The organism is Trichlorobacter ammonificans (assembly GCF_933509905.1).
GTDB classification, from domain to species: Bacteria; Desulfobacterota; Desulfuromonadia; order Geobacterales; family Pseudopelobacteraceae; genus Trichlorobacter; species Trichlorobacter ammonificans.
On sequence record NZ_OW150024.1, the window covers coordinates 168,670 to 183,710 of the forward strand.

The 15,041-nt window shown below is 63.7% G+C and carries 15 protein-coding genes; 10 read left to right on the plus strand and 5 right to left on the minus strand.

Annotation, left to right across the window (positions count from 1 at the left end; genetic code table 11):
* Window positions 1-207 precede the first annotated feature (207 nt).
* The 6 genes from radA (at window position 208) to RAK07_RS00620 (ending at window position 5,372) form a co-directional block, all read left to right on the plus strand.
* A complete protein-coding gene (gene radA, locus RAK07_RS00595; RefSeq protein ID WP_305730921.1) occupies window positions 208-1,557 on the plus strand; it encodes a DNA repair protein RadA in 1,350 nt (449 codons plus the stop codon).
* Between the two features lie 91 nt (window positions 1,558-1,648).
* Window positions 1,649-2,005, plus strand: a complete 357-nt coding sequence (gene dksA / locus RAK07_RS00600) for an RNA polymerase-binding protein DksA (RefSeq protein WP_305730922.1) — start codon at window positions 1,649-1,651, stop codon at window positions 2,003-2,005.
* A 24-nt stretch (window positions 2,006-2,029) separates the two neighbouring features.
* On the plus strand, window positions 2,030-3,451 hold the full coding sequence (locus RAK07_RS00605) for a sensor histidine kinase (RefSeq protein WP_305730923.1): 1,422 nt from the start codon (window positions 2,030-2,032) through the stop codon (window positions 3,449-3,451).
* Between the two features lie 250 nt (window positions 3,452-3,701).
* Window positions 3,702-3,929 carry a hypothetical protein gene (locus tag RAK07_RS00610; protein ID WP_305730924.1) on the plus strand — a complete coding sequence of 76 codons (228 nt, stop codon included), beginning with the start codon at window positions 3,702-3,704 and terminating at the stop codon, window positions 3,927-3,929.
* A 164-nt stretch (window positions 3,930-4,093) separates the two neighbouring features.
* Window positions 4,094-4,534, plus strand: coding sequence for a single-stranded DNA-binding protein (locus RAK07_RS00615; RefSeq protein WP_305730925.1), 441 nt, complete (start codon window positions 4,094-4,096; stop codon window positions 4,532-4,534).
* 67 nt (window positions 4,535-4,601) lie between these two features.
* The gene (locus tag RAK07_RS00620) at window positions 4,602-5,372 is read left to right on the plus strand and encodes an NlpC/P60 family protein (RefSeq protein WP_305730926.1); all 771 of its coding nucleotides are present in this window, start codon (window positions 4,602-4,604) and stop codon (window positions 5,370-5,372) included.
* 101 nt (window positions 5,373-5,473) lie between these two features.
* On the opposite strand, the gene RAK07_RS00625 is transcribed toward RAK07_RS00620, so the two are convergent.
* Complete coding sequence (locus RAK07_RS00625; protein WP_305730927.1) at window positions 5,474-6,235, minus strand: uracil-DNA glycosylase; 762 nt, start codon at window positions 6,233-6,235, stop codon at window positions 5,474-5,476.
* Window positions 6,236-6,327: 92 nt separating this feature from the next.
* On the opposite strand from RAK07_RS00625, the gene RAK07_RS00630 reads away from it, so the two are divergent.
* Window positions 6,328-8,109 carry an ATP-binding cassette domain-containing protein gene (locus RAK07_RS00630; protein WP_305730928.1) on the plus strand — a complete coding sequence of 594 codons (1,782 nt, stop codon included), beginning with the start codon at window positions 6,328-6,330 and terminating at the stop codon, window positions 8,107-8,109.
* Here RAK07_RS00630 and greB read toward each other — a convergent pair.
* The 4 genes from greB to RAK07_RS00650 all read right to left on the minus strand — a co-directional run bounded on the left by greB (window position 8,101) and on the right by RAK07_RS00650 (window position 12,280).
* Window positions 8,101-8,577, minus strand: coding sequence for a transcription elongation factor GreB (gene greB / locus RAK07_RS00635; protein ID WP_305730929.1), 477 nt, complete (start codon window positions 8,575-8,577; stop codon window positions 8,101-8,103). The two genes, RAK07_RS00630 and greB, sit on opposite strands and share 9 nt — an antisense overlap.
* Window positions 8,578-8,581: 4 nt before the next feature.
* Window positions 8,582-8,839, minus strand: coding sequence for a hypothetical protein (locus RAK07_RS00640; RefSeq protein WP_305730930.1), 258 nt, complete (start codon window positions 8,837-8,839; stop codon window positions 8,582-8,584).
* 145 nt (window positions 8,840-8,984) lie between these two features.
* Window positions 8,985-10,166, minus strand: a complete 1,182-nt coding sequence (locus RAK07_RS00645; RefSeq protein ID WP_305730931.1) for a methyl-accepting chemotaxis protein — start codon at window positions 10,164-10,166, stop codon at window positions 8,985-8,987.
* Between the two features lie 53 nt (window positions 10,167-10,219).
* Window positions 10,220-12,280, minus strand: a complete 2,061-nt coding sequence (locus RAK07_RS00650) for a molybdopterin-dependent oxidoreductase (RefSeq protein ID WP_305730932.1) — start codon at window positions 12,278-12,280, stop codon at window positions 10,220-10,222.
* A 136-nt stretch (window positions 12,281-12,416) separates the two neighbouring features.
* Between RAK07_RS00650 and RAK07_RS00655 the strand changes: the two genes are divergently transcribed.
* From RAK07_RS00655 to RAK07_RS00665, 3 genes are read left to right on the plus strand one after another with little or no spacing between them, the layout of a single operon-like run.
* The gene (locus RAK07_RS00655; protein ID WP_305730933.1) at window positions 12,417-13,445 is read left to right on the plus strand and encodes an energy-coupling factor ABC transporter permease; all 1,029 of its coding nucleotides are present in this window, start codon (window positions 12,417-12,419) and stop codon (window positions 13,443-13,445) included.
* Window positions 13,432-14,244, plus strand: coding sequence for a cobalt ECF transporter T component CbiQ (gene cbiQ, locus RAK07_RS00660; protein WP_305730934.1), 813 nt, complete (start codon window positions 13,432-13,434; stop codon window positions 14,242-14,244). The genes RAK07_RS00655 and cbiQ overlap by 14 nt, the downstream gene beginning before the upstream one ends.
* Window positions 14,241-14,996 carry an energy-coupling factor ABC transporter ATP-binding protein gene (locus tag RAK07_RS00665; RefSeq protein ID WP_305730935.1) on the plus strand — a complete coding sequence of 252 codons (756 nt, stop codon included), beginning with the start codon at window positions 14,241-14,243 and terminating at the stop codon, window positions 14,994-14,996. The genes cbiQ and RAK07_RS00665 overlap by 4 nt, the downstream gene beginning before the upstream one ends.
* The last annotated feature ends 45 nt before the right edge of the window (window positions 14,997-15,041 follow it).

The following is a 15,041-nucleotide window of genomic DNA, read 5'->3' on the forward strand; positions in this document are numbered from 1 at the left end:
TTCGTCGTTACTACGCTGTCATGAGTGCAATTTGGAAACTATAGCAAAGGCAGTCACCTCCGACAAGACAAATGCCCTCTTCTTTGGGGGATATGCAGTCCGGCTCCCCTGCCGCGACCGTCTCCCGTTGCGAGAGTTGCCGATTGAGCCACCCTTTGCTATTGTCCGAAAAGTTTGGACAAGGAAGTCACCCTGAAGGAGTTGTACGTGCGTCAAAAGACGGTGTTCAGTTGCAGCCAGTGTGGTTGCCAGAGCCCGAAGTGGTTGGGCAAGTGCCCGGACTGCGGGGCCTGGAACAGTATGACGGAAGAACGGCTGACCGCCGTGCCGGCTCAGGCCGGCCGGACAGCCGGCGAGCGTGCGGCGCCGGTGCCGATCGACGAGGTGCCGCCCCAGGCCGAGGTTCGCCTGCCCTGCGGAATCGGAGAGCTGGACCGGGTGCTGGGAGGCGGGCTGGTTCCCGGCTCCCTGGTGCTGATCGGCGGCGATCCCGGCATCGGCAAATCAACGCTGTTGCTGCAGGCCATGCACCATCTGGCCGTCGCCGGCGATGTTCTCTACGTGTCCGGCGAAGAGTCGGCGGCCCAGACCCGGCTGCGGGGAGAACGCTTGGGGCTTTCCGGCAGGCCGCTTTTGGTGCTGGCGGAAAACGGGCTTGAGGAGATTGTTTCCCGGATCGAACAGGTGAAGCCGCGGGCGGTGGTGATTGATTCGATCCAGACGGTCTGGACCCGCACGCTGGAGTCTGCGCCCGGCAGTGTCAGCCAGGTGCGGGAATCGGCCGGCCGGCTGATGGTCCTGGCCAAGGGAAGCGGCATTCCGATTTTTATCGTGGGGCATGTCACCAAGGATGGTGCCATTGCCGGCCCCCGGGTGCTGGAGCATATGGTGGATACGGTGCTCTACTTCGAAGGGGACCGGGGGCATCCCTACCGTATCCTGCGGGCGGTGAAGAACCGCTTCGGCTCCACCAACGAGATCGGTGTCTTTGAAATGAGAGCAGGGGGGCTGGACGAGGTGACCAACCCCTCGGAGCTGTTCCTGTCCGAGCGGCCGCTGGATGCCCCCGGTTCGGTGGTGACCGCCTCCCTCGAGGGGAGCCGCCCGCTGCTGGTGGAAATTCAGGCGTTGGTGACCCCCAGCTCCTACGGGACGCCGCGGCGTACCACCATCGGTGTGGACAGTAATCGGCTGGCGCTGCTGGTGGCGGTGCTGGAGAAGAAGGCGGGGCTGCATCTGGGGGGGCAGGATATTTTCCTGAATGTCGCCGGCGGCGCCCGGCTTGGCGAGCCGGCCGCCGACTTGGCCATCATGCTGGCGGTGGCGTCCAGTCACCTCGATCGTCCTCTTCCCCAGCAGATGGTGGTGTTCGGTGAGGTGGGGCTGGCTGGTGAGATACGGGCCATTACCCAGCCGGAGCTCCGGATTGCGGAGGCAGCCAAGCTGGGGTTCAGGGATTGTCTTCTGCCCGGCGGCAACGTGAGGCGTCTGGATGCCTGCCGCCTGCAGGTGCAGGGAGTTGCAACGGTACAGGAGGCGCTACGCTTCCTTGACTAGCCACTTTTTGCTGGACTTGTAGGGCTCATCTCACTAATATCAGCAAATTATCAGGCATGCCGCTGATACTCCAGCCGATCCGAGGAGACTCATGGACGCAGAAAAACTGGAACAATTCCGGCTGTTGCTGCTGGATGAGATGAAGGCGCTGCTTTCCGAAGCGGACAAGACCGTCCACGAAATGGCTGATGACGCTGCCCATTTTCCCGATCCCACCGACCGCGCCACCCAGGAGTCAGACCGCACCTTTGAGCTGCGCATACGGGACCGGGAGCGCAAGTTGCTGGGTAAGATCAAGGAAGCCCTGGGTCGGATCGAGGATGGCACCTATGGTATCTGCGAGGATTGCGGCGCCGAGATCAGTGAGGCGCGTTTGAAGGCCCGGCCGGTGACGACCCAGTGCATCGACTGCAAGATCGAGGAAGAACAGAAAGAAAAGCGCCCCTGACCTATTCGTGCCGTGCAACAGTTCGTGGCTGAACCCCGGGACTGGCTCATGACCGATGCTGCCGAATCCATAGCCCCCCTCACTGCTCCCCTGCCGCGGACGCGCGACCTGACCACTTCGTTTCTCTTCAGCTCGACCCTTCTTTCCACCATCCACCTCAATAAGCTGGTACACCTGATCCTGTCCGCCCTGGTGTACGAGCCGAATCAGCTCTTTTGCCGGGCCATGCTGTACCTGCATAACCCCAAAACCCGCACCTTGCAGGGAATGCTGGGCATCTGCCGGGATGATGCCCGCAGCCTGCGGGTGGTCGACATGAGTCCGGACAACCTGCTGACCGGCCATTGGGACCTCGATGACCTGGCCATGGAACGGCAGCGGCAGGCGGAATTCTGCTCCATGGTGCGTGCTTCACGGATCAATCTGGAGGAGGATTGCCCCATTGTTTCCCGGGCGGTGCGGGAGCGCCTTCCCTGCCGCATCAGCCACCGGGACTGCCTGGACTGCCGGGGCTGCGGTTTTGTCCGGCGGTTTGAGATGAGTACGTTTGCCATTGCTCCCCTGGTTACCCGTGACCGTCTGGTGGGGATCATTGTCGTCGACAACTGCCATGGTGAGCTGGCGATTGAGGATGACCAGTTGCGCCTGCTGCAACTCTTTGCCAACCAGTCCAGCATGGCGCTGGAGAACAGCCAGTTGTATCGCAACCTCGAACAGACCCACGCGGAGCTCCGCGATGCCCGCCAGCGCTTGGTACACGGTGCTCATCTTGCCGCGCTGGGTGAGATGGTCGCCTCCCTCTCCCACGAACTGAAAACGCCATTGGTCACCATCGGCGGCTTTGCCGCCCGGCTGGGAAAAATTCTGGAGGCTGAAACTCCTCAGCGGCAGTACCTGGATACGATCATCAGCGAAACCCAGCGCCTGGAGCACCTGCTGGGCGATATTCTTGCCTATTCCCGGAAGCCGACCATCTGCTACAGCTGTTTCGACCTGCGTGAGGTGGTCAAGGAAAGCGTCGACGACTATGCCATTGTCTTTGAGGAGCAGGGAATCACGTGCGATCTGCAGTTGCCGAAGGCGCGCTGGCCGGTCCTGGGGGATGCCCACCAGTTGAAACAGGTGTTTATCAATCTGCTGGTCAACGCCCAGGAGGCGATGCCCCACGGTGGCGTGCTGCGGATGAGCCTGAGCCGGGGCGATACGGAAAAACCCTCTGCGGTCATTGTGTTGCGCGACAGTGGTGGCGGCATCCCCGAAGGGTCGCTGACCAGCATCTTCACACCGTTCTTCACCACCAAGCAACGCGGTACCGGCCTGGGGCTGCCCATTGTCAACCGCATCATTCAGAACCATGGAGGCGTGATCACGGCCTGCAACTATCAGGGGGGTGCGGAGTTCAGGATTGTGCTGCCCCTTGCGGAATCGTCGGATGAGCCGGGGTAGCTGAGCCGTACAACCGTCGGGCGGCATCGGCTGCCGTGCTGGCCATCCCGCCTTTGGTGCCCTGTGAAAACAATCAACCGGTATCGGTAACTGGATACCTCATTTCGGGTATTGTGCATTGCGGATTGAAGGGTGTTAAAAGCTCACTGGATGTAAGTTACCGTATTTTTTGAAACTAATTTTGTTGCTGCTGTTTGGCACAGTCTCTGCTTTAGGTTAGGCAACACAATTTCCCAAGGAGGATGTACCCATGAAGAAGATGATCGCTACCCTGATCGCCACTGTTGCTTTCGCTGGTTTCGCTTTCGCCGCTGAGAAGCCGGCTGCTGCTCCGGCTGCCGACGCTGCTGCTCCGGCTGCTGCTGAGAAGGCTCCCGCCAAGAAGGCCAAGAAGGCCAAGAAGGCTAAGAAGGAAGCTGCTCCGGCTGCCGACGCTGCTGCTCCGGCTGCTGCTGAGAAGGCTCCCGCTAAGAAGTAATTCTGGCGACATGGCATGGCAAAAAGGCCGCATCGGTATCGATGCGGCCTTTTTGCGTCCGGTTGGCGCTGCCGGTAGCAGCGATGGTAACGGGATACTTGCTCCCTTCGGGGACGGGTGCTATATAGACGGTCCATGTCAATCACGGGGAAGGAGATTCACCAATGGCCAGTCTCAATAAAGTCATGCTGATCGGCAACCTGGGTAAGGATCCCGAGGTGCGCTATACCACGTCGGGGCAGGCGGTTGCCTCGTTCAACCTTGCCACCAGCGAACGCTACAAGAACAAGCAGAGCGGCGAGTGGGAGGAAAAGACCGAGTGGCACCGGGTAACGCTCTGGGGAAAGCTTGCCGAAATCGCCGGTGAATACCTTGCCAAGGGGAAGACCGTCTACATTGAAGGCCGTCTGCAGACCCGCAAATGGACTGATCGCGACGGTAACGACCGTTATACCACGGAAATTGTCGGTGACCGGATGCAGATGCTGGGCGGCAGGAATGAGGGCTCCGCAGGGGGAGGCCGTCGCGGTGACGCGGGCGGGGTCGCTGATACCGCGGTCAGTTACGATGAGCCGCCGTTCCAGGATGATGATATTCCGTTCTAGATTCGGGAGCGCAGCGGCCGGTTTGACGGCATGGCGGGTTGTTGGCGCTATCTGGTGCTGCTGCCTCGTGCTTGTCACCTCGCCGTCGGCAGAAGCTGCATCTGCCTATGGGGTGGTCCGGCAGGCAGTGCCGGTCTACCGTAGTGCCGCTGCTGCCGGTGGTGCTGTGGTCGCAGACCGGTGCGGCCAGGTCCGGTCCCTTGAGTTTATCGCACTGCCCGGAACTCCCTTCCGGGTGATGCGGGATCTCGGGCCGACAGTCGAAGTCACCACTCCTGCGTATACCCCTCCTGCGGGCGTACGCCTGTTTGTCCGTAGTGCCTTCCTTGAGTTCAGTGCATCGGAGTTGCCGCCCCGCCCTGCCCCTCGTCCCGATGCTGCGAAGATAACGGAGACACTCCGGAGCGCTGTCGGACTCCCCTATGTCTGGGGTGGCAATCTGCGGCAGGGGGTAGAAGGAAGGTATCGGGGGCTGGACTGTTCCGGCCTGCTGTATGAAGCCACTAACGGTTTTACGCCGCGCAATACCAGCGATCTGGTGTCATTCGGCGAGCCCGTGGCGGTGGCCGGCCTGACGGCTGAGCAGATTGCCGCTCGATTGCGGCCCCTGGACCTGATCGTCTGGAACGGCCACCTGATAGTTGTGCTCGATCGGGATTCGGCCATTGAGAGCATACTGCGCTGCGGTGCGCCGGGCAACGGCGGCGTGACGATTACTCCGCTCCGGCAGCGGTTGCGGCACCTGCTGAAGCAGCGCTCACCCGCCGATACCTGGCCGCCAGGCGGCGGCACGGCACAGCTGTTCGTTGTGCGGCGCTGGTTTGAGGGTCAATACTGAGCCCGTTCCCTACGTTGTGCAGCATCCGTTTTTCTGCCAGCCTGCCGGTATCCTGCCTCACGATCTTTTTTTGCGGTACTCCCGAAGGTAGCCCTTTATTCTTATCTGGTACCGCTCCCGCTCTGCTTCTCCGGAATCGGCAGTCCCAGCAGTTTCAATACCTGCACCATGTCCTCCCAGACCTCCCAGTACCGCTGCTTGTCGGTACGGTTGCGCAGCAGGAAGGAGGGGTGGAAGGTGGGCATCAGCGGGATGCCGTGGAAATCATGGAAGCGTCCCCGCAGGCGGGAGATCGGCTCCTTGCTGTCCAGCAGGGTCTGGGCGGCAAAGGTGCCCAGCGCCACCAGCGCCTTGGGTCTGATTACCCGCAGCTGCTCCAGCAGGAAGGGAGCGCAGAGATCGATCTCCGCCTGCTGCGGGTTGCGGTTTCCGGGGGGACGGCATTTCAGCACATTGCAGATATAGACATCGTCGCGGGTAAGTCCCATGGCGGTGATGATCCTGGTCAGAATCTGGCCTGCTTCGCCGACAAAGGGCTGCCCCTGGCGGTCCTCGTCCGCACCGGGAGCTTCGCCGACAAACACCAGTTCTGCCTGGGGATTGCCGCTGCCGAACACCAAGGTGGTGCGGCCGGCGGCCAGACCGCAGCGTTGACAGTCCCCCAGCTGTTGCCGTACCTCATCCAGGGTGGTGGCCGTCCCAGCGCTTGCCGCAGCAACGGCAGGTTCGCGGTGCGGTGTAGTTTCTGCGGGCTCCTGCGCCGGAATCCCTTCCACGCCGGTTTCAGCCAGCTCCTGCAGGTATTCCCGCAGTGAAGCATACAGGGCGGACAGGGAAAGGTCGTCCACCGATCCTGTTGTCATGTTGTCACCTCCAGTGCCGGTATGGTATGTACATCACCTTCGAGCTGTCAAGCGCTCCGAAAACCAACGTATGTGAATGGTGCCGAATACTCATGGCCTTACTGACGCTGCGCGACATAACGCTTGCTTTTGGCGGTCCGCCGCTCTTCGACGGCATCACCCTGCAGATCGAGGAGGGGGACCGTCTCTGTCTGATGGGGCGGAACGGCAGCGGCAAATCGACCCTGCTGAAACTGATCAACGGTGAACTGCCGCTGGAAGGGGGGGAGCTGCTCCGTCGCCAGGGGCTGCGGGTGGCACTGGTTTCCCAGGAGATACCGCCGGATCTCAGCGGGCGGGTGATCGACCTGCTGCTTGAGTCCTCCGGCGGAGCCGACGGTGAGGCGTGGCAGCGGGAGCAGGAGGCGGAGCGGGTGCTGAACCGGCTGCACCTCGACGGGGAGTCCCGCTTCGAGTCCCTTTCCGGCGGCACCAAGCGGCGGGTGCTGCTGGCCCGGGCCCTGGTGAGCAGTCCGGACATCCTGCTCTTGGACGAGCCGACCAACCACCTTGATATCGAGACCATCGTCTGGCTGGAGGAGTTTCTGGTCAAGCAGATTCCCACCTGCCTGTTCGTCACCCATGACCGGGCCTTTGCCCGTCGTCTGGCCAACCGGGTGGCGGAACTGGACCGGGGACGGATCTATGCCTTCAATTGCGGGTACGACCAGTTTGTGGAGCGGCGGGAGGCGTTGCTGGAAGCGGAGATCACCCGTCAGGCCCTGTTCGATAAAAAACTGGCCCGGGAAGAGGCCTGGATCAGGCAGGGGATCAAGGCCCGCCGCACCCGGAATGAAGGACGGGTCCGGGCGCTGAAGGCGCTGCGGGAGGAACATCGTCGCCGCCGGGAGCGACAGGGAACCGCCCGGATACAGTTGCAGGAGGCCGAGCGCTCCGGCCGCTTGGTGATCGAGGCGGAGAACGTCGGCTTCAGCTACGGCGGCCGGCCGGTGATCCGCGACTGCAGCACCGCCATCATGCGGGGGGACAAGGTGGGGATCATCGGCCCCAACGGTTCCGGCAAGACCACCCTGCTGCGGCTGCTGCTGGGGGAGCTTGCCCCGCAGCAGGGGAGCGTGCGCCAGGGAACCCGGCTGGAAATTCTCTACATGGATCAGTTGCGGGAACAGCTGGACCCGAACAAGAGCGTGGCCGAGAACGTGGGCGAGGGAAACGATACCCTGGTGATCAACGGCTCATCCCGCCATATCATCGGCTATCTGCAGGACTTCCTCTTCTCGCCGGAGCGGGCCCGCTCGCCGGTTGCCATCCTTTCCGGCGGCGAGCGTAACCGGCTGCTTTTGGCCAAGCTGTTCACCAGGCCGGGCAACCTGCTGGTGCTGGACGAGCCGACCAACGACCTGGATGCGGAGACCCTGGAGCTGCTGGAGGACTTGCTGGTGGCCTACAGCGGAACCCTGCTGCTGGTCAGCCACGACCGGGAGTTCCTGAACAACGTGGTCGGCTCCACCCTCTCCATTGAAGCAGACGCTACGGTGCGGGAAACGGTGGGGGGGTACGACGACTGGCTGCGGGAGCGGGAATCGGCAACGGCAGGTGACGGTCCTGCCAAACCGGCGGCGGAAAAAGCAAAAACACCGAAGGAACGGCCCCGCAAACTCTCCTTCAAGGAGGAGCGGGAGCTGGAGGCGCTGCCGGACCGGATCGCCGCACTTGAGGAGGAGCAGGAGCGGATTCACGGCATCCTCGCCGACCCGGAGTTCTACCGCAGCGCCGGTGCCGAAGTGGCGGCATTGAACAGCAGGCTGGCGGAACTGGAAACGGAACTGCTGACGGCCTACGGCCGCTGGGAAGAGCTGGAGGCGCTACGGTAGGGGTCTCCTTGCGGAGATGGCCGTGATAACCGCCGTGATGGTGCCGGACGGTCTGCGGATCACCACCTCGTCGTCGACCCGCTTGTGCAGCAGCGCCTGTCCCACGGGCGAATCGATACTGATTTTGCCGGCGGCCACGTCGAACTCGTCCGCTCCCACCAGCTGGTAGCAACGCTCATTTCCTTCGTCGTCCTCGTAGCAGACCCAGCAGCCGAAGGTCACCTGGTGCGGATTGGCCGGTGGGCTGGCAACCTTCAGCACCTTCAGCCGGCTGCCCAGATGTTTCAACTGGCGGTCGATCTCCCGCAGCCGCTTCTTGCCGTAGATGTACTCGGCGTTTTCCGAGCGGTCCCCCTCGGCGGCGGCGTCGGCCACCCCCTGTACCACCTTGGGACGCTCCACCTTCCAGAGCCGGTCGAACTCATCCTGCAGCTTCTGCAGTCCTTCCGCTGAAATCAGGTTGGTCATAGGCTTACATGAGGAACGAGGCGGCCAGCGCCTGCTCCTCCCCCTTCAGCCGTCCCACCATCAGATGGCGTTCCGCCGCGGGAATGATGGCTGCCAGGTGCTCCCGGGCATCCTCCGGGCTGCCGGCAATGGCGGTGGCCATCTGCAGCAGGATGGTGAGCGGCAGGCCGGAGCGGTAGCCGCTCACCAGCTTGCCGATCTCGTTTCTGCGCTGGTCGTCACTCCAGGTTTTGTAAAGGTCTGAGCCGATCTGTTCGAGCATGGAAGTCACCTGTAGGCTGAGAGTGGCGGCAGTCGGTGTGTCGAGGTACGCCCCCACCCGACGTGCCGCAGAGACAAACGAAGGGGCTGTCCGCGTCACGTGGCGCGACAACCCCCTCGTGTGGGTATCCTGGTGGCGGCGAATATCAGTTGATCCGGAAGCGGCTCACCATCTGCTGCAATTCGGAGGAGGAGGAGGTCAGCTCCATGGAGGCTGCCCTGGTCCGCTCGGCGCCGTCGGCCGCGGCATGGATGACCGTGGAGATGGTGTGCATGTTGTCCGAGATCGCCTGGGTCGAGGAGGACTGCTGCGCCGTGGCGGCAGCCACCTGGGAGACATGGCTGTGCAGGGTGCTGATTTTGTCGCGGATGGAGTTCATGGCATCGCAGGAGAGCCGGGCCGCCTCGCCGCCGGCGCGGACGCTGTCGGAGCTCTGTTCCATGGAGGCAACCACGGTGCCCACGTCCCGCTGCAGGGCATCGATAATCGACTGGATTTCCCGGGTCGCCACGGAGGTCCGCTCCGCCAGGTTGCGCACTTCGTCGGCAACCACCGCAAAACCGCGGCCCTGCTCACCGGCCCGGGCCGCCTCGATGGCGGCATTCAGGGCCAACAGGTTGGTCTGGTCGGCGATATCGCCGATGGTGGCGATGATGTCGCCGATCCGGGTGGAGGTGGAGCCCAGGGATTTGACGGCCGTGGTGGTGCCGGTCATTTCCACTTCGATACTGCTCATGGTCTTGGCCATGCCGGTGATGATCCGTTCCCCTTCGTGGGAGACGGCCTGGGCCTCTTCGGCCATGGTCGACATGGTATCGCAGCTGTAGGAGATCTCGGAGCTGACCGAGGCCATGTCCGAGGCTGCCTGGCTGGCGGAATCGGTCTGGCTGGCGGCGTTGCCGGTCCCCTCGGCAATGGAGATGGCGGTCTGGCGCAGGGTGTTGCAGGAGGTGGCAACGATATCCGAGGTCTGGCGGATACCGGAGATGATGGTCCGCATGGCGGTCTGCAGCGCCTCGATGGAGCGGATGATGGCGCTGATTTCGTTGTTGCGCTTGGCGGAGATGCTCTGGCTCAGGTTGCCGTTGGCCATCTCCTTCAGGTATTCCTGGATCCGCTGCAGGGCATTGTTGACCGACCAGAAGAGCAGGGCGGTGAAAAAGCCACCGGCAATGACGAAGAGGGCCGTGCTGGCGATGACGTAGCTGATCGGCAGCAGGCGTCCGGCAATGACGGCAAAGATGATACAGAAGGTGTAGCAGATACCCAGCAGGTAAATACGCGTGCGGACTTTCAGTGCCAGGTAGACTTCAAGCAGCATGTTCATTGGCGATTCTCCGGCTGGTAAATTAACTGCGGAAAAATTGGGCGCAGTATACTTTAAACAAGCCGTTCTGTCATGTACTTGTTACAACCTGTTGCATCGGATCGGGCGGCGCGTACCTCCACGACGACGTCATACAAAGTACTTCCCTCGCCCCGGTCGGTAAGACGTTGGGAAGTCAGGGCATTGACCCCCCGCTCGCCGGGGATGAACTCGCGCCACCAGACCCCTTCGGTCACCACGGTTCCGGGCGGGACCGCCCCGGTCACCCGCAGGGTGAAGGAAACCTCGCCCAGGCTGTTGAACGCGACGACCGGCGCACCGTCGGCCAGACGCCGCCCGGCGGCATCCGCAGGATGCATGAGCAACGCCATGCAGTCCTGGCGTTCCCGCAGCTGATCCTGTTCGTAAAACCCGGAGTTGAGGGCAAAGGGAGTGACGGCGGGCTGCAGGCGCAACGGATAACCATCCCGTTCCGCATGGGTCGGCAGCCGTCGCGGCAGCGGCTCCGGCTCCCGGGGGTTCTTGATTTCGATGGTTCCCGACGGGGTGAGCCAAGGGCCCCGCGACGACGAGGGGGGCGTCAGCAGTACCGTTTCGCCGGCCCGCAGCCGGTCGGTGGTCTCCCGGTCCCGCCAGGAATTCTCACCGTCCAGCAACCGGTCGATCAGATCATCGGCCGACTGCCGGAAGAACGGTTCATCCCAGCCCATTCCCCGGGCCAGCAGGCAGAAGGTGTCCCAGTTGGAGTGGGCCTCCCCCACCGGGGAGATCACGGCGGCGCAGCGCTGGGCCTGGTAGCCGCCGTAGCTGCGGTACAGGTCGGAATGTTCCAGGGAGGAGGTGGCCGGCAGCACGATATCGGCATAGCGGGCAGTATCGGTCATGAACCGCTCGTGTACGACGGTAAAGAGATCCTCCCGCTCCAGGCCCCTGATGACCGCATTCTGGTCCGGCGTGATGGCGGCGGGATTGGAGTGGTAGACGTAGAGCGCGCGGATCGGCCGTTCGGCCAGGCCGGTGAGTGCGTTGCCCAACTGGTTCATGTTGATGATCCGCGGTGGAGGATCGGGCAGGAAGTCCTCCCGGGTGACCTGCGTCAGCGGGAACGCACCACCGGTAGAGGTGCTGCAGAGCAGCCCCCCGCCCGGCTGCTGCCAGGCGCCTACCACGGCCGGCAGGCAGGTGATGCAGCGGACGTTCATGGCGCCGTTGCCGTAGCGGGTAAGCCCGCTTCCCAGGCGGATGAAGGGGGCGCGGGCCCGGGCGTAGACCAGCGCCAGCCGTTCCACGTGTTCCACCGGAATGCCGCACGCTGCGGCCGTTGCTTCCGGCGTGCACTGGGGCAGGATGGTGGCGGCCAGTTCGTCGAAGCCGCTGACCTGCTGCGCTATGAACGTCCGGTCCAGCAGTCCCCACGCGGCCATGACATGGATCATTCCCAGAGCCAGTGCTCCATCGCTGCCGGGGCGGATCAGGATGGCTTCGTCGACGTGATTCGCGGTGGGGGTGCGGTAGGTATCGATGGCCACGAGCCGTGCCCCTCGCTTTTTTGCCTCCCGGGCGTCCCGCAGGGTGTGGATGCTGGTGGCGGCGGCGTTGATCCCCCAAAGGATCACCAGGTCGCTTTCCAGTATGTCCGACGGATCAAGGCCGGGGGTGTCTCCCATGACCGCCTTCCAGCCCGCCTCCTTGGCCGGCGAGCAGATGGTGCGGGCCAGCCGCGACGCCCCCAGCTTGTGGAAGAAGGGGTGGCCGCTGTTGCGCTGCACCAGCCCCATGGTGCCGGCATAGGAGTACGGCAGGATGCAGTCGGCGCCAAAGGCCGCACTGAGCGCCCGCCAGCGGTTGCAGATGGCCAGGATCGCCTCCTCCCAGGTGATCGGGGCAAACTGGCCGCTCCCCTTGGGACCGGTGCGCCGCAGCGGCGTGGTCAGGCGTCGGGGGGAATGGACAGTCCGCTCATACTGCTGCATCTTGGGGCAGATCAGACCGCGGGTGACCGGATGCTCCGGATCGCCGCAGACCTTCACGGCGCGGCCGTTTTCCACCGTCACCAGCAGACCGCAGGTGTCGGGGCAATCGTAGGGACAAACGGAACGAAGCTGTGGCGCCATGACGCTACCTCCCTGGCCGGTATGATAGCGCTTCGTTTTTGCGGCCCGCAACAGGAAATACGGTTGACAGCCCCTGTTTTCTGCCGTACATCGAGTGTTACCAATTTTTATTTCGTGCCACGCGGGAGTGCTTTCCATGCATATGGCTGACGCCCTTATTTCGCCTGCTGTCGGTGGGACCATGTGGGCAGTGTCCGCTGCGATGATTGCCCGGTGTTCGTCGCGGATCAGGACGTCCGGCGACGACCGGACCGTGCCGCTGATGGGGGTACTGGGTGCCTTTGTCTTTGCCGCCCAGATGATTAATTTCACCATTCCGCTCACCGGCTCCAGCGGCCACCTGGGGGGAGGGCTGCTGCTGGCGGTGCTGCTGGGACCGGCGGCGGCCTTCCTGACCATCGCCTCGGTGCTGGTGGTGCAGGCACTCTTCTTCGCCGACGGCGGCCTGCTGGCCCTGGGGTGCAACATCTTCAACCTGGGATTTTTTCCGGCGTTTGTCGCCTATCCGCTGCTCTACCGTCCCCTGGCCGGAGCGGTACCGTCGCGGATCCGCCTGACGGGTGCGGCGGTGGTGGCCGCCGTGGCCGGTCTGCAGCTGGGCGCTGGCGCCGTGGTGCTGCAGACCACTCTTTCCGGCATTTCCTCCCTTCCCTTCGGCCCGTTCCTGCTGTTGATGCAGCCGATCCACCTGGCCATAGGCGTCGTGGAGGGGCTGGTCACCGCTGCCGTGCTGCAGTTCGTCCGTACCGCCCGGCCGGAATTGTTGGGCAATGCGACGGAGCCGGCCCGTTCCGCCGGATCGTTGAAGCCGCTTTTGATCGCCTTTGTGGTGGCCACCCTGCTGACCGGCGGCCTGGTTTCCCATTTCGCCTCTGAGCAGCCGGACGGCCTGGAGTGGTCCATCGCCGGGGTGAGCGGCAGCGAGCAACTGCAGGGGCCGGAGCAGGGGCTCCATGCCCGGCTTGCCGCTCTGCAGGAAAAAATCGCGCCGCTGCCTGACTATGCCTTCAAGAAGGGGGGTGCCGCCGCACTGCCGGAAGCACGTCTCGGCACCAGCCTGTCCGGCATCGCCGGGGGAGTGGCGACGCTGCTGCTGGCCATGGGAGCCGGCTTTCTGGTTTCCCGAAGAAAGGTGCCCCTGAAAGAGCCCGATGCGCTCCGTTGAAGGAACGCTCTTCGACTTTCGGCAGTTGGAACGGCTGGCGGAGGGGAGCAGTCCGCTGCACCGCCTGGATGCCCGGGCGAAAATCGTCGTGACCCTGCTGTTCATCGTCTGTGTGGTGTCGCTGGGGCGGTATGAGGTGGCGGCACTGTTTCCGTTCTGCATCTTTCCCGCTCTTATGATCGCTGCTGCCGGGCTGCCGCCGGCACAGCTCATCCCCCGGATACTGCTGGTGCTTCCGGTGGTGCTGGTGGTGGGGATATTCAACCCGCTGCTGGACCGGCAGATACTGGCCACGGTCGGTCCGCTGGCCGTCAGCGGCGGCTGGCTTTCCTTCGTTTCCCTGGTACTCCGTTCCCTGCTTACGGTTGCCGCAGCCCTGATCCTGGTCAGCCTCACCGGGTTTCCGGCTCTCTGCCGGGGACTGGTGCAGTTGGGGATGCCGCGGCTGTTTGCGGCCCAACTGCTCTTCCTCTACCGGTACCTGTTCGTACTGGCAGACGAGGGGCTACGGTTGCGCCGGGCTCGGGACCAGCGCTCCTTCGGCAGTCGCGGCAGGGGGATCGCCTCCTTTGGGCCGTTGGTGGGGCACCTGCTGCTGCGCAGTTGGGAGCGGGCCGAGCGGGTTTACCGGGCCATGGCGGCCCGCGGCTTCACCGGGGAGTTTCCGGTGGCGACACCGTCCCGTTGTACCCGCACGGATCTGCTCTTTTTGGGGGGATGGAGCCTGGTGCTGCTGACGATCCGGTTCGGGGAGCCGGCCCGGTTGCTGGGGGAACTGCTGGTGGGAGGAGGGCCATGAGTCATCACCTCGTTGAGGTCCGGCAGTTGCAGCACCGCTACCCGGACGGCAGCTTTGGCATCAACGCCGTCTCCTTCCGGATCGAACATGGCGAGGCGGTGGCAATCATCGGTGCCAACGGTGCCGGCAAGTCCACGCTGCTGCAGCATTTGAACGGCACCCTGGTTGCCACGGCAGGCCAGGTGCGGATCGGTGACGGCCTTCTTACTCCCGCCACGCTGTCCCAGGTACGGCGCAGCGTGGGGATGGTGTTTCAGAACCCGGACGATCAGCTGTTCATGGCAACGGTTGGCGAGGACGTGGCCTTCGGCCCGCTGAACCTGGGGCTGTCCGGCGAGGAGCTGGAGGCGCGGGTTGTTGCCGCCCTTGGGCAGGTGGATGCCCGGCATCTGCGCCACAAGGCCCCGTACCACCTGTCCGGCGGCGAAAAGAAGCGGGCGGCCATTGCCACGGTGCTGGCCATGATGCCGGACGTCCTGGTGATGGACGAGCCCACCGGCGGTCTTGATCCGTTCTCCCGGCGTCAGGTCATGCACCTTCTGGCCGGCTTCAGCCATACCCGGATCGTTGCCAGCCACGACCTGGACATGGTGCTGGAACTTTTTCCCCGAACCATTATACTGTGCAACGGCGAGGTGGCGGCCGACGGTCCCACCCGCGACATCTTCCGCGACCGGGAGCTGCTGGCCCGCTGCCGGCTGGAGCAGCCGCTGGCCATGCAGGGGTGCCCGGTCTGCCGGGGAGGTTGCTGAAAAACGGCCCTCTCGCCGCCGTCCTCGAAAACCCCCTTGTGCGGC

What these genes read in the sequence shown, in the direction of transcription:
- dksA (WP_305730922.1), top strand. Translation starts at nt 1,649, where the DNA reads ATGGACGCAGAAAAACTGGAACAATTCCGGCTGTTGCTGCTGGATGAG.
- RAK07_RS00615 (WP_305730925.1), top strand. Translation starts at nt 4,094, where the DNA reads ATGGCCAGTCTCAATAAAGTCATGCTGATCGGCAACCTGGGTAAGGAT.
- RAK07_RS00655 (WP_305730933.1), top strand. Translation starts at nt 12,417, where the DNA reads ATGCATATGGCTGACGCCCTTATTTCGCCTGCTGTCGGTGGGACCATG.
- RAK07_RS00625 (WP_305730927.1), bottom strand. Translation starts at nt 6,235, where the DNA reads ATGACAACAGGATCGGTGGACGACCTTTCCCTGTCCGCCCTGTATGCT.
- RAK07_RS00630 (WP_305730928.1), top strand. Translation starts at nt 6,328, where the DNA reads ATGGCCTTACTGACGCTGCGCGACATAACGCTTGCTTTTGGCGGTCCG.
- RAK07_RS00645 (WP_305730931.1), bottom strand. Translation starts at nt 10,166, where the DNA reads ATGAACATGCTGCTTGAAGTCTACCTGGCACTGAAAGTCCGCACGCGT.
- cbiQ (WP_305730934.1), top strand. Translation starts at nt 13,432, where the DNA reads ATGCGCTCCGTTGAAGGAACGCTCTTCGACTTTCGGCAGTTGGAACGG.
- greB (WP_305730929.1), bottom strand. Translation starts at nt 8,577, where the DNA reads ATGACCAACCTGATTTCAGCGGAAGGACTGCAGAAGCTGCAGGATGAG.
- RAK07_RS00610 (WP_305730924.1), top strand. Translation starts at nt 3,702, where the DNA reads ATGAAGAAGATGATCGCTACCCTGATCGCCACTGTTGCTTTCGCTGGT.
- RAK07_RS00650 (WP_305730932.1), bottom strand. Translation starts at nt 12,280, where the DNA reads ATGGCGCCACAGCTTCGTTCCGTTTGTCCCTACGATTGCCCCGACACC.
- RAK07_RS00640 (WP_305730930.1), bottom strand. Translation starts at nt 8,839, where the DNA reads ATGCTCGAACAGATCGGCTCAGACCTTTACAAAACCTGGAGTGACGAC.
- RAK07_RS00665 (WP_305730935.1), top strand. Translation starts at nt 14,241, where the DNA reads ATGAGTCATCACCTCGTTGAGGTCCGGCAGTTGCAGCACCGCTACCCG.